Origin of the sequence: Nonomuraea sp. NPDC050536, from assembly GCF_044457685.1 — a bacterium.
In the GTDB taxonomy this organism is placed as follows: domain Bacteria; phylum Actinomycetota; class Actinomycetes; order Streptosporangiales; family Streptosporangiaceae; genus Nonomuraea.
Genome location: NZ_JBITHD010000003.1, coordinates 157,235 through 181,839, shown reverse-complemented (window position 1 = coordinate 181,839; position 24,605 = coordinate 157,235). Strand labels below are relative to the sequence as shown.

At 70.6% G+C, this 24,605-nt stretch carries 19 protein-coding genes; 10 read left to right on the top strand and 9 right to left on the bottom strand.

Annotation, left to right across the window (positions count from 1 at the left end):
• Positions 1-393 precede the first annotated feature (393 nt).
• The 3 genes from ACIBHX_RS10860 to ACIBHX_RS10850 are packed head-to-tail and all read left to right on the top strand — an operon-like array spanning position 394 to position 2,245.
• Positions 394-783 (top strand): TraR/DksA family transcriptional regulator, encoded by a 390-nt coding sequence (locus tag ACIBHX_RS10860; protein ID WP_397066340.1) that lies wholly within the window; start codon positions 394-396, stop codon positions 781-783.
• On the top strand, positions 747-1,319 hold the full coding sequence (gene lspA, locus ACIBHX_RS10855) for a signal peptidase II (protein WP_397066339.1): 573 nt from the start codon (positions 747-749) through the stop codon (positions 1,317-1,319). Before ACIBHX_RS10860 ends, lspA begins: the two co-directional genes overlap by 37 nt.
• A complete protein-coding gene (locus tag ACIBHX_RS10850) occupies positions 1,316-2,245 on the top strand; it encodes an RluA family pseudouridine synthase (RefSeq protein WP_397066337.1) in 930 nt (309 codons plus the stop codon). The genes lspA and ACIBHX_RS10850 overlap by 4 nt, the downstream gene beginning before the upstream one ends.
• A 2-nt stretch (positions 2,246-2,247) precedes the next feature.
• Here ACIBHX_RS10850 and ACIBHX_RS10845 read toward each other — a convergent pair whose 3' ends face one another.
• From ACIBHX_RS10845 to ACIBHX_RS10820, 6 genes are all read right to left on the bottom strand, one after another.
• Entirely contained in the window at positions 2,248-3,435 is a 1,188-nt protein-coding gene (locus ACIBHX_RS10845) for a serine/threonine-protein kinase (protein WP_397066335.1), read from the bottom strand.
• A 61-nt stretch (positions 3,436-3,496) separates the two neighbouring features.
• Complete coding sequence (locus tag ACIBHX_RS10840; protein ID WP_397066334.1) at positions 3,497-3,808, bottom strand: AzlD domain-containing protein; 312 nt, start codon at positions 3,806-3,808, stop codon at positions 3,497-3,499.
• Complete coding sequence (locus tag ACIBHX_RS10835; protein WP_397066333.1) at positions 3,805-4,467, bottom strand: AzlC family ABC transporter permease; 663 nt, start codon at positions 4,465-4,467, stop codon at positions 3,805-3,807. The genes ACIBHX_RS10840 and ACIBHX_RS10835 overlap by 4 nt, the downstream gene beginning before the upstream one ends.
• 11 nt (positions 4,468-4,478) lie before the next feature.
• Positions 4,479-5,321, bottom strand: a complete 843-nt coding sequence (locus tag ACIBHX_RS10830) for an AraC family ligand binding domain-containing protein (protein WP_397066332.1) — start codon at positions 5,319-5,321, stop codon at positions 4,479-4,481.
• Entirely contained in the window at positions 5,318-6,832 is a 1,515-nt protein-coding gene (locus tag ACIBHX_RS10825; protein ID WP_397066330.1) for a serine/threonine-protein kinase, read from the bottom strand. The genes ACIBHX_RS10830 and ACIBHX_RS10825 overlap by 4 nt, the downstream gene beginning before the upstream one ends.
• Positions 6,833-6,843: 11 nt before the next feature.
• A complete protein-coding gene (locus ACIBHX_RS10820; protein ID WP_397066329.1) occupies positions 6,844-8,679 on the bottom strand; it encodes a serine/threonine-protein kinase in 1,836 nt (611 codons plus the stop codon).
• A gap of 283 nt (positions 8,680-8,962) precedes the next feature.
• On the opposite strand from ACIBHX_RS10820, the gene ACIBHX_RS10815 reads away from it, so the two are divergent.
• The gene (locus ACIBHX_RS10815; RefSeq protein ID WP_397066327.1) at positions 8,963-9,871 is read left to right on the top strand and encodes a chorismate mutase; all 909 of its coding nucleotides are present in this window, start codon (positions 8,963-8,965) and stop codon (positions 9,869-9,871) included.
• Here ACIBHX_RS10815 and ACIBHX_RS10810 read toward each other — a convergent pair.
• From ACIBHX_RS10810 to ACIBHX_RS10800, 3 genes are all read right to left on the bottom strand, one after another.
• Positions 9,868-10,932 (bottom strand): SGNH/GDSL hydrolase family protein, encoded by a 1,065-nt coding sequence (locus tag ACIBHX_RS10810; RefSeq protein WP_397066325.1) that lies wholly within the window; start codon positions 10,930-10,932, stop codon positions 9,868-9,870. The genes ACIBHX_RS10815 and ACIBHX_RS10810 overlap by 4 nt on opposite strands.
• 124 nt (positions 10,933-11,056) lie before the next feature.
• The gene (locus ACIBHX_RS10805; RefSeq protein WP_397066323.1) at positions 11,057-12,196 is read right to left on the bottom strand and encodes a hypothetical protein; all 1,140 of its coding nucleotides are present in this window, start codon (positions 12,194-12,196) and stop codon (positions 11,057-11,059) included.
• Positions 12,193-14,784: an ATP-binding protein gene (locus ACIBHX_RS10800; RefSeq protein WP_397066321.1), complete on the bottom strand. Its 2,592-nt coding sequence runs from the start codon at positions 14,782-14,784 to the stop codon at positions 12,193-12,195. Before ACIBHX_RS10800 ends, ACIBHX_RS10805 begins: the two co-directional genes overlap by 4 nt.
• 165 nt (positions 14,785-14,949) lie before the next feature.
• On the opposite strand from ACIBHX_RS10800, the gene dnaE reads away from it, so the two are divergent.
• From dnaE to ACIBHX_RS10770, 6 genes are all read left to right on the top strand, one after another.
• Positions 14,950-18,477 carry a DNA polymerase III subunit alpha gene (dnaE, locus tag ACIBHX_RS10795; protein ID WP_397066320.1) on the top strand — a complete coding sequence of 1,176 codons (3,528 nt, stop codon included), beginning with the start codon at positions 14,950-14,952 and terminating at the stop codon, positions 18,475-18,477.
• 142 nt (positions 18,478-18,619) lie between these two features.
• Positions 18,620-19,429 carry an alpha/beta fold hydrolase gene (locus ACIBHX_RS10790; protein ID WP_397066318.1) on the top strand — a complete coding sequence of 270 codons (810 nt, stop codon included), beginning with the start codon at positions 18,620-18,622 and terminating at the stop codon, positions 19,427-19,429.
• Between the two features lie 295 nt (positions 19,430-19,724).
• Entirely contained in the window at positions 19,725-21,047 is a 1,323-nt protein-coding gene (locus tag ACIBHX_RS10785; protein WP_397066317.1) for a discoidin domain-containing protein, read from the top strand.
• 10 nt (positions 21,048-21,057) lie between these two features.
• The gene (locus ACIBHX_RS10780) at positions 21,058-22,413 is read left to right on the top strand and encodes an alkaline phosphatase PhoX (RefSeq protein ID WP_397066315.1); all 1,356 of its coding nucleotides are present in this window, start codon (positions 21,058-21,060) and stop codon (positions 22,411-22,413) included.
• A complete protein-coding gene (locus ACIBHX_RS10775; protein WP_397066314.1) occupies positions 22,414-23,586 on the top strand; it encodes an MFS transporter in 1,173 nt (390 codons plus the stop codon). It abuts the gene before it with no gap.
• Positions 23,583-24,518, top strand: a complete 936-nt coding sequence (locus ACIBHX_RS10770; RefSeq protein WP_397066312.1) for a hypothetical protein — start codon at positions 23,583-23,585, stop codon at positions 24,516-24,518. The genes ACIBHX_RS10775 and ACIBHX_RS10770 overlap by 4 nt, the downstream gene beginning before the upstream one ends.
• The last annotated feature ends 87 nt before the right edge of the window (positions 24,519-24,605 follow it).

Here is a 24,605-nt window from a genome sequence, read left to right as displayed (position 1 = left end):
GACGAAGCCGTACGGCTCCGCGGTACCACCCTTCTTGGCCTCCTCGTGGAGGCCCACTTCGTTTGTGTTGCTGCCGGTTCTAGTGAGCCCCGTGGGGCCGTTCTTCCGGCGGCTCCGGGGTGATATCCCTCACAGTCGGGCCCCATCAACGCCTTGCAGGTTCAAACGATAACGCAGAGTGGAGCGAAAGGCTTCCAGGTTTCCCCGCCGCGTGGTCGGGTACGCCGCACATCCCTACAAAGCTGTGGGAATGGACGCCCCGGGGGAGGGGTTCAATCAGCGGGGCGGGATAGTACGGGAGGGGTAAACCCATCGGCGGGTCGTTTGCCGATCCGTTATCGGGCACCTAAGCTGCCCGCACCATTTACGGCCTTGATCAGCATGGAGGCAGCCATGGCGGCAGTCACGCAGACCGCTACAGAGTCGACGTGGTCGGAAGAGGAGCTGGCCGAGGTACGCGGTGCCCTGCAGAAGGAGATCGACGAACTCACCGTGGACATCCTGCGCCACGAGTCGGAGATCGCCTCGGGCGACGTCACCCAGGGCGCGGGTGACGACCAGGCGGACGCGGGCGCGAAGACCTACGAGCGGGAACGCGAGATCGCCCTTACCCTGAATGCGCGCGACCTGGTCGCGCAGAACGAACGTGCGATCGCCAGGATCGACGCAGGGACCTATGGAGTGTGCGAATCGTGCCACAAGCCGATCGGCAAGGAACGTCTTCAGGCGTTCCCGAGGGCGACGCTGTGCGTGGCCTGCAAGCAGAAGGAGGAGCGCCGGTAGGCAGGAGGCGCGGGCGGGTTCTCGCCGTCCTCATCGCTCTGGCGATCGTCGTCTACGCGGCCGACCTGATCACCAAGACGGCGGTGCTGAAGACGCTGGAAGGCAAGGCGCCCCTGGTCGTCATCCAGGACGTGCTGCAGTTCCGGGTGATCTTCAACTCCGGCGCGGCGTTCAGCATCGGCACCGGGATGACGATCGTCTTCACCTTCATCGCCGTCGGCGTCGTGGTCGCGATCGTGCGGACGGCGCGCAAGCTGCGTAGCCTGCCCTGGGCGATCACGCTGGGCCTGCTGCTCGGCGGGGCGCTGGGCAACCTCACCGACAGGTTGCTGCGCTACCCGTCCGGATTCGGCAGGTCCACGCAGTTCCAGGGACACGTGGTCGACTTCATCGAAGTGCTGCCTGGCCACTTCCCGGTGATCGACTACTTCCCGGTGTTCAACGTCGCCGACTCGGCGATCGTGTGCGGGGGCATCCTGGCGGTGTTCCTGGCCTGGCGGGGCTACCAGATCGACGGCTCCAGGGACACGAAATGAGCGAGCAACGCAGCCTCCCGGTGCCCGACGGGCTCGAGGGCGAGCGCCTGGACGCTGCCCTGTCGCGGCTGTTCGGATTCTCCCGTACCAGGGCCGCCGAGCTGATCGCCGAGGGCGACGTCACGGTCGACGGCAGGGCTCCCGCCAAGTCCGACCGGGTGCACGCCGGCGCCTGGCTCGAGGTCGTCATCCCGCCGCCGGTCGCCACGCCGATGCCGGTGGCCGAGCCGGTTCCCGGGATGAGCGTCGTCTACGAGGACGACGACATCGTGGTCGTCAACAAGCCCATCGGGGTGGCCGCGCACCCCACGGTCGGCTGGACGGGCCCGACGGTGATCGGCGGCCTGCTCGGCGCCGGCCACACGATCGCCACCAGCGGAGCCGCCGAGCGGCAGGGCATCGTGCACCGCCTGGACGCCAACACCACCGGCGCGATGGTGGTGGCCAAGAGCGAGCACGCCTACTCCGTCCTCAAGCGGGCCTTCAAGGAGCGCACGGTCGACAAGCGCTACCACGCGCTGGTCCAGGGCCACCCCGACCCGTTCAGGGGCACGGTGGACGCGCCCATCGACCGCCACCCGTCCGGCGACGGCCGGTTCGCCGTGGTCGCGGGCGGCAAGCCGTCTGTCACCCACTACGACACGATCGAGGCGTTCCGCGCGGCCTCCCTGCTGGACATCAAGCTGGAGACCGGCCGCACCCACCAGATCAGGGTGCACATGGCCGCGCTGCGTCACCCCTGCGTGGGCGACATGCTGTACGGCGCCGACCCCACGCTGTCCGCCCGCCTGGGCCTGACCCGGCAGTGGCTGCACGCGGTGTCGCTGGGCTTCGAGCACCCCACGACGGGCGAGTGGGTGACCTTCACCTCCGACTACCCGGACGACCTGCGCAAGGCGCTCGACATCGTCACCGCCGAGTCCTGAGTTCACCCGCCGTCCGACGGCTCGACCCGGTCGGCGGTCCTGCTCGCCTTCGCTGTCGGCTTGCCTGTCTTGGTGTGGGTCCTGGTCGGCGTCGAGGTGGGCGTGCGTGCCCGGGTCGGTGTGGGCTGGGTCGGCTGGGTCGTACGGCTCGGCGCGTATGTGGGCGTGGCTTGCGCGGGGCCCTGCCGTACGGGCTGCTGTGAGGTGAAGGAGTCGGTGACCACCGCCGGCTCGGACGGCGGCAGGCGGGCGGGATCGGCGCGCCGCGACAGCCACGCGGCGCCGCCCGCGCCCAGGGCGACCACGAGCGTGCCCACGGCGAGCGCCGCCAGCGGGCCCCTGCGCCGCCACGGCGGTACGGTGACCGGCGCGGTCGGCTCGGGACCGGTGCCCGCGACGATCGTGTGCAGCCGCCGCTCGGCCTCATCCAGCGGCATCCGCTCGGCCGGGTCCTTGCACAGCAGCCCCTCGAGCACGGGGCCGAGCGCGCCCGCGCGGACCATCGGTGGCAAGTCGGCGTGCATGACCGCGCCCAGCGTGGTCAGCGCCGTCTCGCGGCGGAAGGGCGACTGGCCCTCCACGGCCAGGTAGAGCGTGGCGCCCAGCGACCACAGGTCGGAGGCGGGATACGCCTTGCCGCCGACCGCCCGCTCGGGGGCCATGTAGGCGGGAGTGCCGACGACCTCGCCCGTCCGGGTGACCTGCACCTCGCCCTCGGCGGTCGCGATGCCGAAGTCGGTCAGCACCGCCCGGCCGTCCTCGGCGAGCAGCACGTTGTCGGGCTTGACGTCACGGTGCATGACCCCCGCGGCGTGCGCGGCGCGCAGCGCCTCAAGCACCTGCAGCCCGATCGCGGCCACCTGCACCACCGGCAGCGGCCCGTGGTCGCGCACCCGCTCGCCCAGCGTCGTCGAGCGGACCAGCTGCATCACGATCCACGGGTGCCCGCCCTCCTCCAGCACGTCGTAGACCGTGGCCACGCCGGGGTGCGCCACCCGCCCGGCGGCCCTGGCCTCGCGTAACGTGCGGACCGAGAACACCTCCCGCTCGGGTCCCGTCAGGTCCGGCGGCGGCAGGATCTCCTTGACCGCTACGTCGCGCCCGAGCACTTCGTCGTGTGCCTGCCAGACCGTGCCCATGCCGCCATGGCCGATGGTGCGCAGCAGGCGGTACCGTCCGCCGACAATCATGCCCGGCAGCTACCCCCGGGTCGTGGGGACAATCCCGCCGGCCGGCCCGCGCGCGCAGGGGCTAGCCGAAAGCCATCCGGACGAGCGCGGTGACCACCGCCGCGGCGGCCAGCACCACCAGGAAGGGGGCGCGCAGCAGCAGCGCGACCACCGCGGCGCCCAGCCCGGCGGTCCTGGCGGCGTCCACGTGCAGGCTGCCCTGCTGGGCGAACATCTGCACCGCGATCAGCGCCGACAGCAGCGCCACCGGCACCAGTTCGGCGAAGCGGCGCACCACCGGGTGGTCGAGCACCCGGCGCGGCGCGGCGAGCCCCGCCAGCTTCAGCGCGTAACAGCCCAGGCACACGGCCATCAGGGCCCACCACAGGCTCATCGGAACAGCACCACCAGCACGGCCACGGCCGACAGCAGCACGGGCACGCCGGGCGGGAAGAACGGGGTCGCGCACAGCGCGATCGCCGCTCCGGTCGCGGCCAGCACCCGCAGCCGCCTGTCGCCGGCCAGGCGCGGCCACAGGATCGCCAGGAACGTCGCGGGACCCACCGCGTCCAGCCCGAGCACGCCCGGATCGCCCAGGGCCGAGGTGCCCAGCGCGCCGGCCAGCGTGGTCAGGTTCCACACCACGTACAGCGAGGCGAACGTGGTCACGAAGCCCACCCTGGACGCCTCCGGGGTCGGCTGGGCCAGGCTCACCGCGGTCGTCTCGTCGATCACGCCGTGCGCCGCCAGCAGCCTGCGCGGGCCGCGGAAGCCCAGGGTGTCGGCCATCCGCAGGCCGTACAGCGTGTTCCTGCCGCCGAGCAGCAGCGCGCTCGCGGCGGCCGCCACCAGGTCGCCGCCCGCGCCCACGGCGCCGGCGAAGGCGAACTGCGAAGCGCCGGTGAAGGCCAGCAGGCTCATCGCGCACGCCTGCGCCACGCTCAGCCCCGAGGTTATCGCGGCCGCTCCGAAGGCCATCCCCGAGAGTCCGACCGCCAGGCCAACTCCCAAACCGTCCCGGATGGCCGAGGAACGGTATGTCGTCTGTTCCATGACGCCCGAGGCTAGGCGGTGGGGGATTGTCCAGTCTTGTACGTTCCTGCGGCCCGCTGGTAGGCCGCGGGAGGGACGCCCACGATGCGCTTGAAGTGCCGGTTCAGGTGGGCCTGGTCGGTGAAGCCCACCTCGGCGGCCACCTCGGCCGGCCGTACGCCCGAATCGAGCAGGCGGCGGGCCTGGCGTACCCGCAGCTGGGTGAGGTAGGCGTGCGGCGGCAGGCCCGTGGCGGCCTTGAACGCGCGCAGCAGCGGGAACGGCCTGGCCCGCACCTCCGCCGCCAGGTCCTCCAGCGTCGGCGGGTCGACCAGGCGCCCGCGCAGCACGTCCAGCGCCTCACGCACCGCCTGCGCGCCCGCCGCGGCCTGCGGAGCCGTCGGCCTGGGCGCGCCGTGCGCCGACAGCAGCCGGGCGAACGACGTGCGCACCAGCGTGGAGGCGGCCAGGTCGTCGCCGAGCTCGGCCGCCAGGTGCGCCTGGCCGAGCAGCGCCGCCACCGCCGGGTCGCGGACCACCTGCTCGGGGAAGTACGGCGTGCCGTACGGCAGGCCCAGCTCCTCCGCCAGCGCGGCGATCGAGTCCGTGGACGGGTAGAGCATGCGGTAGGCCCAGCCGCCGGGCACGCCCGCCTGGCCGGTGTGCGGGGTGTCGGGGTTGACCAGCACGATCTCGCCCTCGCCCGCCCGCAGCAGGCTGCCGCGGTGGTGGAACTCCTCCACGCCGGTCAGGATGACCCCGATCGCGTAGGAGTCGTGCACGTGCCGGGCGAAGCGGTGGGTCACGTAGCGGGCCTTGAGCAGGTCGACCTCCGGCACCGCCGGGCGCCGCCAGAAGTGGGCCTGCTCTTTCATCGCGGTCTGAACGTCTCCGTGAAGGTGTCGAAGTAGTGCCGGTTGGTGTCCCAGTCGGCGTCGGGGGTCTCCCAGTACACCGCGTACGTGCGGCCGTCGGCGGTGCGGAAGCCCCGGTTGAGCACGTGGATCAACGTGCCCTGGCCGTTCTTCCTGGTGAACTCCCAGTCGGCGGCCTGCATTCCCAGGTATCGGACAGGCATGATCCCGAGCCGGGTGTAGTCGACCGCGCCCTGGTCCTTGATCTGCTGCTCGACGTCGCGCCAGTGGGCGACGGCGCTGGTCCACCCGTTCTCAGGAGCAGTCCACTCCACGATCAGCGTCCCTGACGAGTCGGGGCCGCTCGCGGAGATGCTGGCGCGTTTGGGGTTCTTCTTGGCCTGCCAGCCCTGCGGGATGCCGATCGAAAAGCGGCCCTCGGCGTTGGTGAGCAGCCGCCAGCCCGCGGGCAGCGGGTTGACCGTCGGCTTGGGCGACTTCGTGGGTGTCGCGGTCGGGGAGGTCGTCTGAGTCCGAGTGGGAGTCTGAGGGGGCGTCTGAGTGGGAGCCGGAGTGGGCGGCGGCGTGGTGTGCTGCTGCTGGTTGACCAGGACGACCCCGCCCGCGCCGAGCGCGGCCACCAGGGCCAGGCCGCCGCCGATCGCCGGCCACCTGACCGAACGCCTCCTGGCGCGCCGCGGCGCCTGGAGCGGCATCGTGCGGTACGGCTCGGCCGCCGCGGCCCGCAGCATCTCGGCGGCCTGCTCGGCGGAGATCCTGGCGGCCGGGTCGCGGCGCAGCAGACCCATGATCAGCGGGGTGAGCGCGCCGGCCCGCGCCGGCGGCCTGGGCTCGTCGCGCAGCACCGCGGCCACCGTCGCCGCCCAGCTGTCGCGGCGGAACGGCGGCTCGCCCTCGACCGCGGTGTACAGCGTCGCGCCCAGCGACCACAGGTCGGACTCGGGCCGCGCGGGCTCGCCGTTGAGCCGCTCGGGCGGCATGTACGCGGGCGTGCCGACCAGCCCGCCGGTGGCCGTCAGCCCCGCCTCGGCCTCGAGCGCGGCGATGCCGAAGTCGGTCAGCACCACCCGGCCGTCGTCGGCCAGCAGCACGTTCTCCGGCTTGACGTCGCGGTGCAGCACCCCGGTCGCGTGCGCGGCGCGCAGCGCGTCGAGCACCCGCGAGCCGATCAGCGCCGCCTGCCCGACCGGCAGCGGCCCCTGCTCGCGGATGACCTCGGCCAGCGAGCGCGAGCGCACCAGCTGCATGACGATCCAGGGCCGGCCGTCCTCCTCGATCACGTCGTGGATGATCACCACCGACGGATGGTCCAGCCGGCCCGCGGCCCTGGCCTCCCTGATCGTGCGGGAGTTGAGCTCGGAGCGCTTGGCGTCGCCGATCCCGCTGTAGCGGACCTCCTTGATGGCGACGGTGCGGTCAAGGAGCTCGTCGTAGGCGCGCCAGACGATCCCCATCCCGCCCTCGCCGAGGGGCTCGATGAGGCGGTAACGGTTGCTGACCTGCCTTTCCACGGATGGAAAGCCTACTTGGCCGGTTTGAAGGTGGCGGCGAAGGTCTCGAAGAAGTGCAGATCCTTCTTCCACCTGCTGGCCAGGTTGTGCCAGTACAGCGCGTAGCCGCGGCCGTTGCCGGTCAGGAAGCCGCGGTTGCGGACATGGGTCTTGCCCGTGTTGGTGTTCCAGGTGAAGTCCCAATCGGCGGCGGACTTCATGTAGTCCACCCGCTTGATGCCGATCAGCTGGTAGCCGCCGAACCTGCTGTCCGCGCCCTTCTCCTGCTGCTTCCAGTCCTTGTACGGGTCGTCGCCGGGCTTGTCCGCCTCCTCGATCATGAGGAAGGCGTTGGAGGCCGCGCCAGGGCCGCGGAAGAAGACCTGGTTGCCGTTGCGGTTGTACTCGTCCCAGCCCTTCGGCAGGGCCACCGAGAAGCCCATCTGCTTGTCCTTGTACATCTTCCAGCCGTCCGGCAGCGCGTCCGCGGAGGCCGTCGGCGAGGGCGTCTGCGGGGACGTGGTGGGGGACGTGCTCGGCGAGCCCCGCTTGGTGGGGGGCGTGGACGGCGCCAGGGAGGCGTGCTCCTTCTTGGGCGACGGGGGCGTCGAGGAGACGGAGTGCAGGCCCAGGTAGCCGCCCACGCCGGCGACCAGCACGACGGCCGCGCCGGCGGCCGCGATCGGGCCGAACCTGCGGCCGTCGCCACCGCGCGAGCGGACCGTCGGCTCGGCCGGGGGCAGGTCGATGGACTCGGCGTCATGGGCGTGGAACGCCTCGCGCTGCTCGGGCTGGCGGGCGCTGCGCCAGGCGTCCTCGCGGGCCAGATCGCGCGGCGCCTCCCTGAGCGAACCCAGCGCCCCCTCGCCGGGCGAGCCGAGGGACCGGTCGCGGGGCGCCCGGCGGGTGGCGTCGGGCTCGTCCGGCTCCACGGCGGGGGCGAGGCGGGTGCCCGTCTCCGGCAACCGGATCGCGCGCAGCGTGGGGTCGGTGGGCATGTCGTCCTCGTCGGACTCGGGCTCGACCCGGGTCCGCGCCATCCTGGCCCGCGCGATGGCCCGCCGCAGCAGCCGCGCCGTCTCCTCATAGGTCAGGCGCTGCACAGGCTCCTTGACCAGCAGTCCCTGGATGACCTCTCCCAGCGGCCCTTCCTGCTCGGCCGGGTCCGGCGGGTCGGTGAGTACGGCGTGCATCGTCGCCAGCGCCATCCCGCGTTCGTGCGGAGAGCGGCCTTCCAGCGCGGTGTAGAGCGTGGCGCCCAGCGACCACAGGTCCGACTCGCGCCGCGCGGGCAGCCCCTTGAGCCGCTCGGGCGCGATGAACGCCGGCGTGCCCGCCAGGCCTGTGACCGTGAGCTGGGTCTCGGTCTCCAGCGTGGCGATGCCGAAGTCGGTCAGCACCACCCGGCCGTCGTCGGCCAGCAGCACGTTCTCGGGTTTGACGTCGCGGTGCATCACGCCTGCCTCGTGCGCCCTGTGCAGCGCGTCGAGCACGGCCAGGCCGATCTCGGCCACCCGCTTGGGCGGCAGAGGGCCGTCCTGCTTGATGACCGCTCCCAGGGAGCGGGAGGGCACCAGCTGCATGACGATCCAGGGGCGGCCGTCCTCCTCGATCACGTCGTGCACGATGATGGCGTTCGGGTGCTCGAACCTGGCCGCCGCCCGCGCCTCGCGCATGGTCCGCCGGTTCAGCAGCTGGACCTCGTCGCCCAAGGCCGCGGCGTACCTGACCTCCTTGACGGCGACCGTGCGGTCAAGGAGCTCGTCGTGGGCCCGCCACACGATCCCCATGCCGCCCTTGCCGATGGGTTCCTGCAGTTGGTACCGACCGGCGATGCGGCGCTCGCCCCGCTTACGATCCGACGTCAACGGCCTCAAACCCTCCTCTAGGCCAAGAAATACTCCCATAGGCAGGGATCTACGGCGACTCGCCTGAAGGTCAGTCCGGCATGTGGGAAGGGTGCTTCGGCAGGTGGACGGGGGGTGTAGTGTTCTTGACATGACTTGTCGCTACACGTTTACCGAGCCGGCTCCGGGAGGGCCGGTCGTAAGGTAGCGACCACCTGGAGTCGGCACGAAGGCAGAGACCCCGTCTCTGCCTTTTTGATTGTCAGCCGGCTCCGGGAGAGCCGGCCCGAGTCGGGAGCCGAAGATGTCGTCGACCTTGGAACGCCGCGTGGTCACCCTGGGCGGGCTGCGCGTGGGTGATGGACCAGCCGTCGTGATCCGTAACCGGGTGAGCCTGCGCTCTTCCGGTGTGCCGCAGCGCCGCCTCGGCGAGGGCGAGGCGGGCCACCGTTTCGCGGAGGGGGCTCTGGTCGAGCCCGCGTCCGCGGCCGACCTGCCCGCCATCGCCGCCCGTGCCGCGGGCGTGATCGTGGGCGCCTCATGGACGCGCGACTTCCCGCTGGTGCGCGAGGCCGCGGCCACCGGGTTGCCGATCGTGGTGGAGCGCAGGCCGGGGGCGTCGCTCGAGGAGTGGCTCGGCGTGGCCGACTATTGCGCGGCGCAGGGCAACGACCGGGTCATCCTGTGCGAGACCGGGTTGGACCTGGCGCTGCTCCAGCGGGCCAGGGCGGCTTCGGGCCGGCCGGTGATCGTGGATTTGTCGGAGAATGTGGCACTCGCCGGGGCCGCGGTCGCTGCCGGGGCCGACGGCCTGATCGTCGGCGCGGAGAGCGCCGCGCAGGACGGATCGGATGTCGGGGCCGGCGACGGGGCGCACGACGGGTCGCCCGTCGAGGCCTCCGCGGCGCTGGAAGCGGCGGCGCTCATCGGCACGCTGGTCAGGGCGGAGACGCCGGCCACGCTCGGCGAGTGCCGCCAGGCCATCGACCGGGTCGACGCCGCGCTGGCCACGCTGCTCGAGCGGCGCGTCGAGATCGCCGGGATCGTGCAGACGCTCAAGCCCGTCGGCGGGTTCGCGGGCCGCGACCCCGAGCGGGAGCAGGCACTGGTCGCCAGGATGGCCCGGCGGGCGCCCAGGCTGGGAGAGGAGCGCCTCGCTGCGATCATGAACGCGGTGATCGAGGCCGGCCTCCACCTCGCCGAGGAGGGCTAGGTGAGCGGCCCGAAGTTGTTCAGCGGGCGGCCGGGCCCGGTGGCGATCTGCTCGTCGACCAGTTCGGCGTAGCGCTTGTAGCCGCCCGCCGCGGGGTGGAAGCTGCGGCTCTCCACCGTCAGGTCGTCCAAATTCACGTCCAGCCCGTTGAGGTAGGGGTCCGGCGTGCCCACCTCGTGCCCGGCGAAGGCGTCGTAGGCGTCGATGAACTCCACGCTGCCTGGGCCGCCGAAGGCCGCGATCGCCCGGTCGAACTCCTTGGCCGCCGTGCCGAGCACGTCGTCCAGTTTCCTGCTGACGCCGTTGAGCCAGCGCTGGTCGTCGGCGCTCAGGTTGTTGACCCCGGCCGTGGGCTCGGCGGGGAACGGCCGCGGGTAGCCGACGACGACGATCCTGGCGTACGGCGCGCGGACCCTGACCTCCCGCAGCACCGTGCGCACGCTGGAGCGCAGCTGGTCGATCCGCCGGCCCACCTCTGCGTCCTGGTCGGTGCAGGCGCTCGACCACGGCACCTTGACGATGCACGCCCGCAGCACGCTGGTGAAGCCGGCGTCGTTGCCGCCGATGCTGAGCGTCACCAGGCTCGCCGTGCTCGTGACCCGGTCGATCTGGGGCTGCATGCCGTACTGGCCGTGCAGCAGTTGCGTGGTGGTGGCGCCGCTGCAGGCCCAGAAGGAGATCCCGCTGCCGAAGCTGAAAGCTCCGGCGATCTGCGGCGCGTAGGAGCCCTGGGCGCGGTGGCAGCGGTCGGCGCCGCCGTTGAGCGGGCGCTCGCCCGCCTGGTAGACGCCCTCCCCGGAGGAGTAGGAGTCGCCGAGAGCCACATAGGTCCCGCTCAGCGCCACCTGGGTGGGCGTCAGCCGGGTCAGCGAGGGCAGCCGGCCGCGTGGCGGCCCGTCGGCCGGGCAGCCCGCGCGTAACGCCGCGCACGCGACGAGGCGCGGGACGTCCAGCGCGACCACGCCCACGGCGAGCAGCACACCGAGCGTCGCCGCGACCGCCGTCCGCACGATGTGCCGCCGGTGCCGGACCAGCGCGGCTCCGATTGCCCCGTCCAGCACGCCCTCCCCCGGCCGGCGATCATTCCGCAGCCAAGAGCCTAAACCGCCCGGCGGGTCAGCGCTTACAGGCTTTCCAGCCGATCGCGATCGCCACCGTGGCCGCGCGGGCGGGCGTGGCACGCGGTCAGAGCCCGAAGACGGCCGCCAGCTCCTCGGTACGGCCCAGCAGCTCCCTGGCCAGATCAGCACGCCACGTGCACCCGAGCGGCTCGTCGGCCAGGGTGCCCGCCTCGACCGCGGCCGCGGACGCCGCCCTGGCCCGCCGTACCCGATCCGCCATGCCGGGAGGAGGCGCGGACGGCGCGGGCGCCGTCTGGGGGCGCAGGTAGTAGAAGTCGTCCACCGGCGGCACGCCCGCGCCGTGGCGCAGCGCGGCCAGCTCGATCGTCGCCTCCACATGGCGGCGCCGGTAGGCCGTGAGGAGATCGCGGTAGGGCGTGGTCTCGAACGGGCCGCTCTGTGCCAGGCGATGCCGGGCCAGGTGCGAGGGATCGCCGGGATCGCCGTTGCCGGGATCGAGCAGCAGGGCGCGGACTCCTGTCATCTCGACGCGGTTGCGTGCCCACGGCGCCTGCTCGGTGGCGATCAGCTCGTCCACACGCAGCAGAGCCGACCTCGCGGTCTGCGCCTGGTTCTCCGCCACCGCGAGGTCCAGCCGCAGCTCGGCCGCGGAGCGCCGGATCCAGTGGATGTCGGCGAAATCCTCGACGCACGTCATCCACCGGTGTGCTTCCCGCGTCCTGCCCAGCACGAGGCAGGTCTCGGCGGCGATCTCGGCGTGCCAGGCCCGGTGGATGCGCCCCCGGTCCGCGCCGCGCGACCAGGCCACCTCGCAGTGCTCCAGCGCCGCCGGCCAGTCGCCCATGATCCGCGCCACGTCGGCGCGCATGCCCGCGGAGTCGGACGAGGCGCCGTCGTACAGGGCGTCGGCGCTCGTGCACGCCTCCTCAAGCAGCCGCGCCAGGCGCTCGGGCCGCGGATCGTCGAAGGCCACGTAATAGCGCAGTCTGGCCGTCTCGCTGCGGACCCAGGCGTTGATCGCGTCCGGCGGGCCCCGCAGGATCTCCAGCACCAGCTCAAGCGCGCGATAGCTCCTGTCGGCGTGGTACCAGGCGTAGGCGGCCTCCGTGGCCAGCTCTGCCGCCCGCTGCGGAGCCGTCTCGCGCTCCCGCGCGCGCTCGTACAGGAAGGCGGCCTCCAGCCAGCGGTTCTCCCTGGCCGCCCGGTCGGCCTCGGCGGCGAGCTCGTCGAGGTCGTCGATCACTGGGGCTTACCGGCCTTGCCGATGAGGATCTCCGCGAACTCCGACTCCTCAGGGCCGAGGATGGCGGCCACCTCGTCGGCGCCCGCCTGCTGCCAGTCCTCGACCGTGGGAAATCGGTTGGCCAGGCGCTTGATGACCTCGGGCGTCAGTGCCAGCGGCCTGATCTTCTCCTGCAGCCTGCCGGGCGACAGGTACGTGGCCCAGCCGTCGCCCTCCACGAGCTCGCGCAGCGCCGTGGACTTGCGGATCTCGCGGTCCAGGTGCTCGGTCAGCTGACCGCCCGCGCCGGAGGAGTAGGGGATGTAGAGCATGCCCTTCAGGTCGCTCGGGATGTCGGCGTCGCCCGCCGTACCGTCGCCCTCGCGCAGCAGGACCACCGGGCGGCCGCTGTGCGTGCCGTGCGCGACGCCCAGCTCGTACATCACATTGGGGTTGGCGTCGGTGATCTCGGCCAGGAAGGCGTGCGCCTTGCCCATGTGCAGGCGCAGGTTCTCCAGCAGGCGCGGGTCGTCGTGGACGTCGCCGCCGACGATGAGCTGGCAGCCCCAGCGCTCCTCGACCGTCTGCCTGCACGCCTCGATCAGCGGCTGGTATCTGGCCGCGAACGGGGTGATCAGGAAGACGATGCGGTGGCGGGGCTGCGGGCCCGTCGTCGCCCTGCGGCGTTCCTCCTCGACCCGCAGCCGCGCCTGGGCCTCACGCAGCTCGGCCTGGCCCTCGAGGAAGTCCAGGCTGCGCGACATCAGGTCGTGGAACTGGGCCTGGAAGGCGCTGAGCGTGCTGGAGGTGATCAGCTCGCCGTGGGCGATCACCGCGCTGTTGTACAGGCCGTTCATCAGCTGCCTGACGACCGGGTCGTTGAGGTCCTGCTGGGCCATCCTGCGCACCAGCGGGTTGTCGGCGTTGATCGTCAGGCGCTGCGGAGAGGCGGTCTCGGTGAGCCTGGCCAGCTCCTCGGCGATCTCGCGTACGTAGGAGGCCGCGTTGGGGTCGCGGCGCACCTCGTCGGCCTTCTGCTGCGCGGTGGTGCGGGCGTCGGCGCGCAGGATCGCGTGGATCTCTGCGGGCTTGAACCGCCTGGCCTCCGCGCTGATCTTCCCGCCGAACGGGGTGCGCAGCGTGAGCGACATGGTCTCGGCCAGCCGCAGCACGTCGCGGTCGTCCCGCTCGAGCGGGCGGAAGATGTCCCTGTCCTCCTGGCGGTCGACGTGCACCAGGTCGACCGCCACGCCGGGCAGCCGCGTGTAGGCCTCGAGCAGCTGCTCCTCGTAGAAGTGGCTGGCGTCGACCACCGTGGTGCCGGCGGCGTTGGCGATCTCGAAGTACTGCGCGGCGGTGTTGAGCGTGGTGAAGCAGGCCAGCCGCTTGCGGCCGCCGTCCTCGGGCAGCCCCGACAGGATCTCCGGCAGCGTGCGCAGCCGGTGCAGCAGCTCGGGCGTGGGCACCAGGCGCTTGAGCTCCTCCTTCTCCTGGCCCAGGTTGGTGCGCCAGAGCAGCAGGTCGGCGAACTTCTCGAAGAAGGCGGGGTAGTAGTAGCAGGCCGCGGCGAAGCCCAGGCGGTGGTAGAGGGCGATGTCGGAGAACCGGGACGGCTCCTCCTCCCGCAGCCGCTGCAGGTGCTCGATGACCAGGTCGCCCAGCGCCTCCTGGAGCATGCGGGTGGTGTCGTCGCGGATGAAGTTGTCACGGGCCGCGGTGGGCGTCAGGTCGGGCGTGTCGATGATGCCGTTGACGAACCTGGCCCACTGGGGCAGCACGTCGGATGCGTTCTCGCACAGGAACATGCGGTTCTGGAACACGCGGACCGTGCGCGGCTGGTCGACGTCGATCACCCGGGTCTTGCTGATGTACAGCACGCCGTTGGCCCTGACGGGCGCCTCCAGGCGGACCGGGATCGCCTCGAGGACCAGGTCGTTGAAGGTGCGCTGCACGTAGGTGTGGCAGTCGATCTGGAGCTCCTGGCGGGTGAGCCCGGTCTTCTCCCACGGCATGCCCATCTGGTTCTCGGCGTGCGGCGCGCCGTTGAGGTGGATGGGCACCGCCAGCATGTCCGCGTACTTCCTGATCAGGTCGCGGACCTCGCTCTCCTGGATCAGCCCGCGGTCGGTCTCGTCCCGCAGGAAGACCGTCACCGTCGTGCCCGCCGACGGCACCGGGCACGGCTCCAGGCGGTACTCCTTGCTGCCCTCGTTCTCCCAGAGCCAGCCCTCCTCGGCGCCCTGCTTCCTGGTGCGCACCTCGACCTTCCTGGCCACCACGAACGCCGACAGGAACCCGATGCCGAACTGGCCGATCAGGCCCTCGATCTCGGCGCCCTCGCGTTTGGTGAGCGAGCTGCCCACGTTCGACAGGTAGTCGACCAGGTCGTCGCGGTCCATGCCGATGCCGTTGTCGCGGACCGCGATGACCAGCTCCTGGGGGCGCGTCTCGATGTCGATCTGGCCCACTCCTGGATCCGCGTGCGCGCGCCGCTTGATCGAGTCGTGCGCGTTCTGGATCAGCTCGCGGATGAAGACCTTCTTCTCCGCGTAGAGGTTCTTCGCCACGACCTGGATGAGGCCGTCGAAGTCGAGTTGCATTTCCGGCATGGGGGAGCCTCCTGCAAGGAAGGATTGCCGCTGGTGACAGGCTAACGGGGAGGGACTGGATTCGCCCCGGAAAGCAGACGGGGTTGGTGTCGGCCGCCCCGCATTGTCGGTGCGGCCCACTAGGCTCTTGCCTACACCCACAGCAGATCGAGGAGGCGCCGCTCCATGTCGTCCACTGACTCGTTCGTACATCTGCACGTCCACACGGAGTACTCCATGCTGGACGGCGCGGCGCGGTTGAAGCAGATGTTCAAACAGGTCGGCGACCTGGGCATGCCGGCGATCGCGATCACCGACCACGGCAACATGCACGGCGCCTACGAGTTCTACAGGCAGGCCACCGCCGCCGACATCAAGCCGATCATCGGCATCGAGGCGTACGTGGCGCCGGAGCTGCGCCACAACAAGAAGCCGGTGCTGTGGGGCGAGCCGCATCAGAAGCGCGACGACGTCTCCGCGGGTGGCTACTACACCCACATGACGATCTGGGCGCGCAACAAGACCGGCCTGCACAACCTGATGAAGCTGTCCTCGCGCGCCTACACCGAGGGCTTCGTGCGCAAGTGGGCCCGCATGGACGCCGAGATCCTCGCCGAGCACGCCGACGGGCTGATGGCCACCACCGGCTGCCCGTCGGGCGAGGTGCAGACCCGGCTGCGGCTCGGGCAGTACGACGAGGCGCTCAAGGCCGCGGCGAAGTTCCAGGAGATCTTCGGCAAGGACAACTTCTACCTGGAGATCATGGACCACGGGCTCGACATCGAGCGCCGCGTCCGCGACGGGCTGACCAGGATCAGCAAGGAGCTGAGCATCCCGCCGCTGGTCACCAACGACTCGCACTACACCTACGAGTCCGACGCCTCCTCCCACGACGCCCTGCTGTGCATCCAGACCGGCAAGCAGCTGTCCGACCCCGACCGCTTCCGTTTCGACGGGTCCGGCTACTACATCAAGACCGCCGACGAGATGCGTGCCGTCGACTCCTCCGACCTGTGGGCCGAGGGCTGCCGCAACACGCTGCTGGTGGCCGAGAAGGTCGACACGAGCGGGTTCTTCCAGTTCAAGAACCTGATGCCGACCTACCCCATCCCCGATGGCCTGACCGAGCTGGACTACTTCCGCAAGGTCGTCTGGGAGGGCATGGACCGCCGCTGGCCGGAGGGCTTCGACGAGCAGCACCGCAAGCAGTGCGAGTACGAGATCGGGATCATCGAGCAGATGGGCTTCCCGAGCTACTTCCTCGTGGTCGCCGACTTCATCATGTGGGCCAAGGAGAACGGCATCCCCGTCGGCCCCGGCCGAGGCTCGGCCGCGGGCTCGCTGGTGGCCTACGCGATGGGCATCACCGACCTCGACCCGCTGCCCCACGGCCTGATCTTCGAGCGGTTCCTCAACCCCGAGCGCGTGTCCATGCCCGACGTCGACATCGACTTCGACGAGCGCAGGCGGGCCGACGTGATCCGCTACGTGACCGAGAAGTGGGGCGCCGACAAGGTCGCCATGATCGCCACGTTCGGCACCATCAAGGCCAAGGCCGCCATCAAGGACGCCGGCCGCGTCCTGGGCTATCCCTACGCGCTGGGCGACCGGCTCTCCAAGGCCTTCCCGCCCGCCGTGATGGGCAAGGACATCCCGCTGTCGGGCATCTTCGACAAGGACCACCCCCGCTACAACGAGGCGGGCGAGCTGCGCAAGCTCTACGAGGAGGACGTCGACGTCAAGTCGACGATGGACCTCGGGCGCGGCCTGGAGGGCCTGATCAGGCAGACCGGCGTGCATGCCGCCGGCGTGATCATGTCCAGCGAGGTGCTGACCGACCACGTCCCGATCATGCGCCGCGACTCCGACGGCGCGATCATCACGCAGTTCGACTACCCGACCTGCGAGACGCTCGGCCTGCTGAAGATGGACTTCCTGGGCCTGCGCAACCTCACCATCATGGACGACTGCCTCAAGATGATCGAGGCCAGTTCCGGCGAGAAGATCGACCTGCTGAAGCTGCCGCTGGACGACCGCAAGTCCTACGAGCTGCTCAGCCGCGGTGACACGCTCGGCGTCTTCCAGCTCGACGGCGGCGGCATGCGCTCGCTGCTGCGCCTCATGCGCCCCGACAACTTCGAGGACATCTCCGCCGCCCTCGCGCTGTACCGTCCCGGCCCGATGGGCGCCAACTCCCACACCAACTACGCGCTGCGCAAGAACGCCCAGCAGGAGATCACGCCGATCCACCCCGAGCTGGAGGAGCCGCTCAAGGACATCCTCGACACGACCTACGGCCTGATCGTCTATCAGGAGCAGGTCATGGCCATCGCGCAGAAGGTGGCCGGGTTCTCGCTCGGCAGTGCCGACCTGCTGCGCCGCGCGATGGGCAAGAAGAAGAAGTCCGAGCTGGACAAGCAGTACGAGTTCTACGAGAAGGGCATGCAGGACAACGGCTTCTCCGCCGCGTCGATCAAGGCCCTGTGGGACATCCTGCTGCCGTTCTCCGACTACGCCTTCAACAAGGCGCACACCGCCGCCTACGGCCTGATCGCTTACTGGACCGCCTACCTGAAGGCCAACCACCCCGCCGCCTACATGGCCGCGCTGCTGTCCAGCGTGAAGGACGACAAGGACAAGTCGGCCCTCTACCTGAACGAGTGCCGCCGGATGGGCATCAAGGTCTACCCGCCGGACGTCAACGACTCCGACTTCGACTTCACCCCGCGCGGCACCGACATCCGCTTCGGGCTGTCGGCCGTCCGCAACGTGGGCGGCAACGTCGTCGACGGGATCCTCAAGGCGCGCAAGGAGAAGGGTCGCTTCGTCGACTTCAAGGACTTCCTGCGCAAGGTGCCCGCCATCGTCTGCAACAAGCGCGTCATCGAGTCGCTGATCAAGGCCGGCGGCTTCGACTCGCTGGGTCACGTCCGCAAGGGCCTGGTCATGGTGCACGAGCAGGCCGTCGACGCGATCATCGACATCAAGAAGAACGAGGCCATCGGGCAGGACTCGCTGTTCGGCGCCGTCGAGGGCGAGGAGGACCAGACCTTCGACGTGCAGATCCCGGTCGGCGAGTGGGACAAGAACACCCTGCTCCAGTTCGAGCGGGAGATGCTGGGCCTGTACGTCTCCGACCACCCGCTGTTCGGCGTGGAGCACATCCTGTCGGCCGGGGCCGACTGCTCGATCGCCGCGCTGCAGGACGACAGCCGCACCGACGGGCAGATCGTCACGGTCGGCGGCATCCTGTCCGGCGTGCAGCGCAAGGTCACCAAGAAGGGCGACACCTGGGTGCTCACCCAGCTGGAGGACCTCGAAGGCTCCATCGAGGTGATGATCTTCCCGTCGGCCTACCAGCTGTGCTCGACGATCCTGGCCGAGGACGCGATCGTCTTCGTCAAGGGCCGCATCGACAAGCGCGAGGACGTGGCCAAGATCATCGCGATGGAGGTGACCGCGCCCGACCTCACCCAGGAGGCGGGCGGTCCGCTCGTCGTCAGCCTCCCCATGACGCGGTGCACGCCGCCGGTGGTCGGCCGCCTCAAGGAGATCCTCACCACGCATCCTGGCACGTCCGAGGTCCACCTGCAGGTGCACAGCGGGCCGAGGACCACCGTCATGCGCGTCGAGGACCGCTACCGCGTCACCCCCTCCCCGGCCCTCATGGGCGACCTGAAGCAACTCCTCGGGCCTGCCTGCCTGGGCGGCTAGCGGTCTCCTTTCTTCTGACCGGCAGCTTTTCCGTGCGGCAGTTCTTGCGGTACGGCAGGCCTGGTGGCCCGCCGTACCGGAGATCGGGGAGTTAGCCTCGGGGCGTTGGCATCGCGGACCCCCGATGGAGGGTGAGCTGGACATGTCGTCATCCACGAGTTACACGCTGGACGTCCCGGGCGCGCGGCTGCACTACGACGTGCAGGGCTCGGGGCCGCTCCTGATGCTGATCGGCCACCCGATGGGCGCCGACGGGTTCGCCCCGATCGCGTCGGTGCTGGCCGACGACCACACGATCGTCACGTACGACCCCCGGGGCTTCGGCCGCAGCACCATCGACGACCGCGGTCAGGACGCCGAGCCCGACCTGGTCGCCGACGACGTCCGCCGGGTGCTTGACGCGGTCGGTGGGGGACCGGCGGACGTGTTCGGCAGCAGCGGCGGCGCCGTCACCGGGCTCGCGCTGGCCGCCCGCTTCCCCGGCCACGTACGCACCCTCGTCGCCCATGAGCCGCCCGTGGCCCTGCTCCTCCCCGATGCCGACCAGGCGCGTGCCGGGGTCCAGGAGATCTACGACGCCTTCCGCGCCGAGGGCATCGGCGCCGCGTGGCAGAAGTTCTTCGCCTTCACCGGCCTCGGCATGCCTCCCCAGGGCGGCGATGCCACGCCGCAGCCGCCGACGGCCGAGATGGTGGCGACCAGCGAACGCTTCTTCGGCCAGGGCCTGCTGCCCATCACCCTCTACGAGCCCGACCTCGACGCACTCCGGTCGGGCCCCGTCCACGTGGTGCCCGCCGGCGGCGCGACCTCCAAGGGCCAGTTCGCCCAGCGCACCGCCGCCGCCCTCGCCGACCGCCTCGGCACCTCCCTGATCGACTTCCCCGGCGACCACGGCGGCTTCGTCTACCATCCGAAGGACTTCGCCACCACCTTGCGGGGAGTCCTCGCTTAGCGTCCCCGTCCCTTCCTGCTCTTCTCGCTGACGGCAAGGGGCGAAGCCACGGTGGGGATGCTTGCCGTACACGGGATGTTGGTTAAGAAAGGTTCCTAACTTTCTTGACAGGGGTTTGCGGGGTTTGCCACGATGCCGGGTGGAGCGGCTTGGCGCGGCCCGTGGGTGGAAGCCCGGCGGGTGACGTGCTCAGCGAGAGATCTGCTGTCCCGGCCGCGGTAAGGGTGTGCGACGGCCTCCAGCCGCCACGCACCGAGCCAGCGTGCCCGGATCTCTCACCCCCTGGAGTCCTGTCATGTCCAGAGCCCGCTTAGCCCTGGCCGCCTGCCTGTCCCTGGTCGCCTCCCTGCTCGTGGTCGCCGTCGCCACCTCGGCTGGCGCCGCCGAGACCCTGCTGTCCCAGGGCAAACCGGCCACCTCCTCCTCCAAGGAGTCCTCCTCCTACGCCGCCGCGAAGGCGTTCGACGGCGACACCACCGGCACACGATGGGCCTCGCAGGAAGGTCACGACCCCGAGTGGCTGCGGGTCGACCTCGGCTCGTCACAGCAGATCACGCACGTCAAGCTGTTCTGGGAAGACGCGTACGGCAAGTCGTACAAGATCCAGACCAGCGACGACGCCTCCACCTGGACCACCATCTACTCGACCACCGCGGGCGACGGCGGCGCCGACGATCTCCAAATTTCCGGCACCGGGCGATATGTCCGTATGTATGGGAGCAAGCGGGGCACGAGCTACGGCTACTCCCTCTACGAGATGCAGGTGTTCGGCGGCACCACCACCCCGACGGACCCGCCGACCACGCCCACCCCTGGCGTCGGCTTCACCGTGGCCGCGGCGGGTGACATCGCCGAGCAGTGCACCGCGAGTGACAGCGGCTGCATGCACCCGAAGACCGCCGCCCTGGTCCAGAACATGAACCCGCAGTTCGTCATCACGATGGGCGACAACCAGTACGACGACGCCCGCCTGTCGGACTTCCAGAACTACTACGCCAAGACCTGGGGCGCCTTCAAGGCCAAGACCCACCCGGCCCCCGGCAACCACGAGAGCTACGACCCGGCGGGCTTCGAGGCCGGCTACAAGTCCTACTTCGGCAGCATCGCGTTCCCGCAGGGCAAGAGCTACTACAGCTACGACCAGGGCAACTGGCACTTCATCGCGCTGGACTCCAACTCCTTCGACCAGTCGGCCCAGCTCACCTGGCTGAAGGCGGACCTGGCGGCCACCACCAAGGGCTGCGTCGCCGCCTACTGGCACCACCCGCTGTTCAGCTCCGGCGAGCACGGCAACAACCCGGCCAGCAGGCCCGCCTGGCAGGCGCTCCAGGACGCCCACGCCGACCTGGTGCTCACCGGGCACGACCACATCTACGAGCGCTTCGCTCCGCAGAACGCCAGTGCTCAGGCCGACCCCAACGGCCTGGTCGAGGTGGTGGGCGGGATGGGCGGCGCCTCGCCGTACAAGATCGAGAACGTGCAGCCGAACAGCCAGAAGCGGCTGACCGACACCTTCGGGGTGCTGAAGCTGACCTTCACCGACAGCACGTACGGCTGGCAGCTGATCGGCGTCGACGGTCAGGTCAAGGACACCAGCCCCACCTACACCTGCCACTGAGAGCACGTACATGCGCAAGATCCTCATCGCCGTGCTGCTGGCCGGAACGGCCGGCTGCGGCGTGCAAGCCGCAAACGCGGACAATCCCTACGGCATCACGGGATATCTCGATAAATCGTCGCAAAAGCCCGTCGCTAAGGAGGAGGCACTCAAGCACCCGGAAAGCCTGATCAAGGTGGCCGACAGCCTCAAGGTCAGGGTGATCAACGACCGGCTGCCGCTCTACCTGGACCAGGGCGCGTTCTGGCCGTCGGACGAGAACCCGCAGTGGCGCATCAGCTGCAACGAATGGCAGAAGGACCACCCCGGGCTGCTGCGCGTCAACCTGAAGACCGGCAAGGCCGAGACGATCCTCACCGGCACCGAGTCGTGCGACCCGGTCCGCCGCACCGCCTGGGGAACGATCGTCTTCGGCGAGGAGAACGGCGGCGGCAGGCAGGGCGGCCGCCTGTACGAGCTGATCGACCCGCTGCACACCACCGGCGTCACGCTCGACCGCAAGACCGGCCGCTTCCACGGCGGCACCGGCGCCGGCAACCTGACCGCCAGGCCGCTCCTGGGCCGCCTGTCGTGGGAGGGCATGGTGGCGCTGCCCAGCGGCGTCGTCTACTACACCGACGAGAGCCGCCCGGAGAAAGGCAACCCGGGCGGCGCGTTCTTCAAGTTCGTCCCCGACCAAGCGCCGAATGGTGAAATTTCGGACCTCGGAAACTCGCCGCTCACCCACGGCAGGCTGTACGGCCTGCGGATCGGCAAGCACGAGGGCGGCAGGGACTACGGCCAGGGCACCCAATGGGGCCAGGGCTCCTGGATCCCCGTCGAGGACAGGTCCGACCCCGACCTCACCAGGGCCACCGCCACGCAGCACCTGACCGGCTACTACCGCCCCGAGGACATGGACCTGGACCGCAAGGCCCTGGCCGAGGGCAAGGTCAGGATCTGCTCGGACGAAACGGGCAACGAGGACGAGGCGCAGATGTGGGGCGACACGATCTGCCTCACCGACGGCGCCGTGGACCAGCCCACGGCCGGAGTCCCGCAGGTGCAGCCGTTCATCCTGGGCGGCCCGGCGCTCAACATGCCCGACAACATCGCCTACCAGCCGGGCCGCGGCAACTGGATCGTGCACGAGGACGGCGACACCGACAGCGACCTGCAGGGCTTCCACGGCAACGACCTGTGGTCGTGCAGGCCCGACGGCCCCGACGACGACCTGCAGTCCGACGGGTGCGTCCGCATCGCCACGCTGAACGACGGCAGCCCGACCGGCGGCGAATTCGACGCCTCCGGCAGGCACTTCTACGTCGTCGTCCAGTGGAGCGGCACCGGCTACGGCGTGCTGCTCGACATCACCGGCTGGAGATAGATGTACATCTCCATCCGCGAATCGCGGCTGGTCCGCTCCGTCCCGGCCAACGTGCTCGCGCTCGGGGCGGTCAGCCTGGTCACCGACGTGTCGTCGGAGATGATCACCGCGGTGCTGCCGCTGTACCTGGTCGGCACGCTGGGGCTGAGCCTGCTGCAGTTCGGGGTGCTCGACGGCCTGTACTTCGGCGTGACGGCGCTGGTACGGGTGGCCGGAGGGCACGCCGCCGACCGGTTCAGGCGGCGCAAGCTGGTGGCCGGGCTCGGCTACGGGCTGTCGGCGGTGTGCAAGCTCGGCCTGCTGGCGACGTCTTCGGTGCCGCTGCTCGGCGCCGTGATCGCGGCCGACAGGACGGGCAAAGGGCTGCGGACCGCGCCCAGGGACGCGCTGATCACGCTGAGCGCCCCCGCCGACCGGCTCGGCGGGGCGTTCGGCGTGCATCGGGCGATGGACACGGTCGGCGCGTTCCTCGGCCCGCTGGCCGCCTTCGGGGTGCTGTCGGTCACCGCCGGAGCCTACGACGCGGTGTTCGTGGTCAGCTTCTGCGTGGCGGTGCTCGGCGTGCTGCTGCTTGCGCTGTACGTGCGCGACCGCCGGGGCCCTGTGACGGCGGGCGTCTCGCTGCGGGCGGCGGTGCTGCGCCAGGCCGCCTTCCGCCGCATCTGCCTGGTCGCGGTGACGCTCGGACTGGTCACGGTCAGCGACTCGTTCGTCTACCTGCTGCTGCAGAAGCGGCTCGCGCTCCCGCCGCAGCTGTTCCCGCTGCTACCGCTCGGCACCGCGGGCGCGTACCTGCTGCTCGCCGTCCCCTTCGGCAAACTCGCCGACCGGTACGGCAGGGCGGCGGTGTTCACCGGCGGCCACGTCGCGCTGCTGGCCGCCTACCTGCTGCTGATGGGACCCGGCTGGCTGGTCCCCGTGCTGGCGCTGCACGGCGTGTTCTACGCGGCGACCGACGGGGTGCTGATGGCGCTGGCCGGGCCGCTGCTGCCGGAAGGGGTGCGGACCAGCGGGCTCGCGCTGCTGCAGACGGGCCAGGCCACGGCCCGCATGCTGTCGTCGATCCTGTTCGGGGCCCTGTGGACCGCGCTGGAGGCGGGCCCGGGCCTGGCGGTGATGGCGGCGGGCCTGGCGGTGTCGATCGTGGTGGCCTGGCGGGGGCTGCGCCGATGAAACGACTGATCGTGCTGATCGTGGCCGTCGTCCTGCTGGGCGGGGGAGCGCTGGCCTACACCACGTGGGCGGCCTCCAGGAAGACGGTCACGGCCGTGCCCGGGTTCGACGCCGGGGCGCCCGGGCGGCTGCTGTTCCGCAGCGGCGGGCGGATCGCGGCCGTCCCCCTGGCCGACCCGGGGGCCGCACCCGCGGTGAGCGGGACGTCGTGCGACCGCTTCTACACGGCGGCGGGGACGACGCTGTGCCTGGTCACCCAGCCGGGTGCGCTGCCGAAGACCGACGCGATCGTCCTCGACCGGAGGCTGCGCGAGACCCGCCGGGTCAAGCTGGCCGGGGTCCCCAGCAGGGCGAGGGTGTCGGCCAGCGGCCGGATGGCGTCGTGGACGGTCTTCGTCACCGGCGACTCCTACAGCAGCGGCGGATTCTCCACCTGGACCGGCATCGTCGACATCCGCACCGGCTACGCGATCACCAACATCGAGGACATCCCGCTCTACCTGGACGGCAAGCGCTACCACTCGCCCGACGTCAACTACTGGGGCGTCACGTTCGCCGGAGACGACAACCGCTTCTACGCCACCATGTCAACCAAAGGCAGGACCTACTTGGTCGAGGGCGACTTCGCCGGGTGGAAGGCCAGGACGCTGCGGCAGAACGCCGAATGCCCGTCCCTGTCGCCCGACGGCACCCGCCTGGTCTTCAAGAAACGGGTCGAACCGGGACCGTGGCGCCTGCACGCGCTCGACCTGCGCTCGATGAAGGAGACCCCGCTGGCCGAGACCGCCAGCGTCGACGACCAGGTCGCCTGGCTCGACGCAAGCACCGTCATGTACGGCAAGGACGGCGACCTCTGGAAGGTCCCGGCGGACGGCACGGGGAAACCCGAACTGGTCGCCAGGGACGCCTCCTCGCCCGCCGCTGTTCACTAGATATTTCCGTACGTATACCGATATCGATACGGATGTTCTTTCAACGAGTCCGGATCTAGTGTCAAGCCGCCATCCCCCAGCACGAAA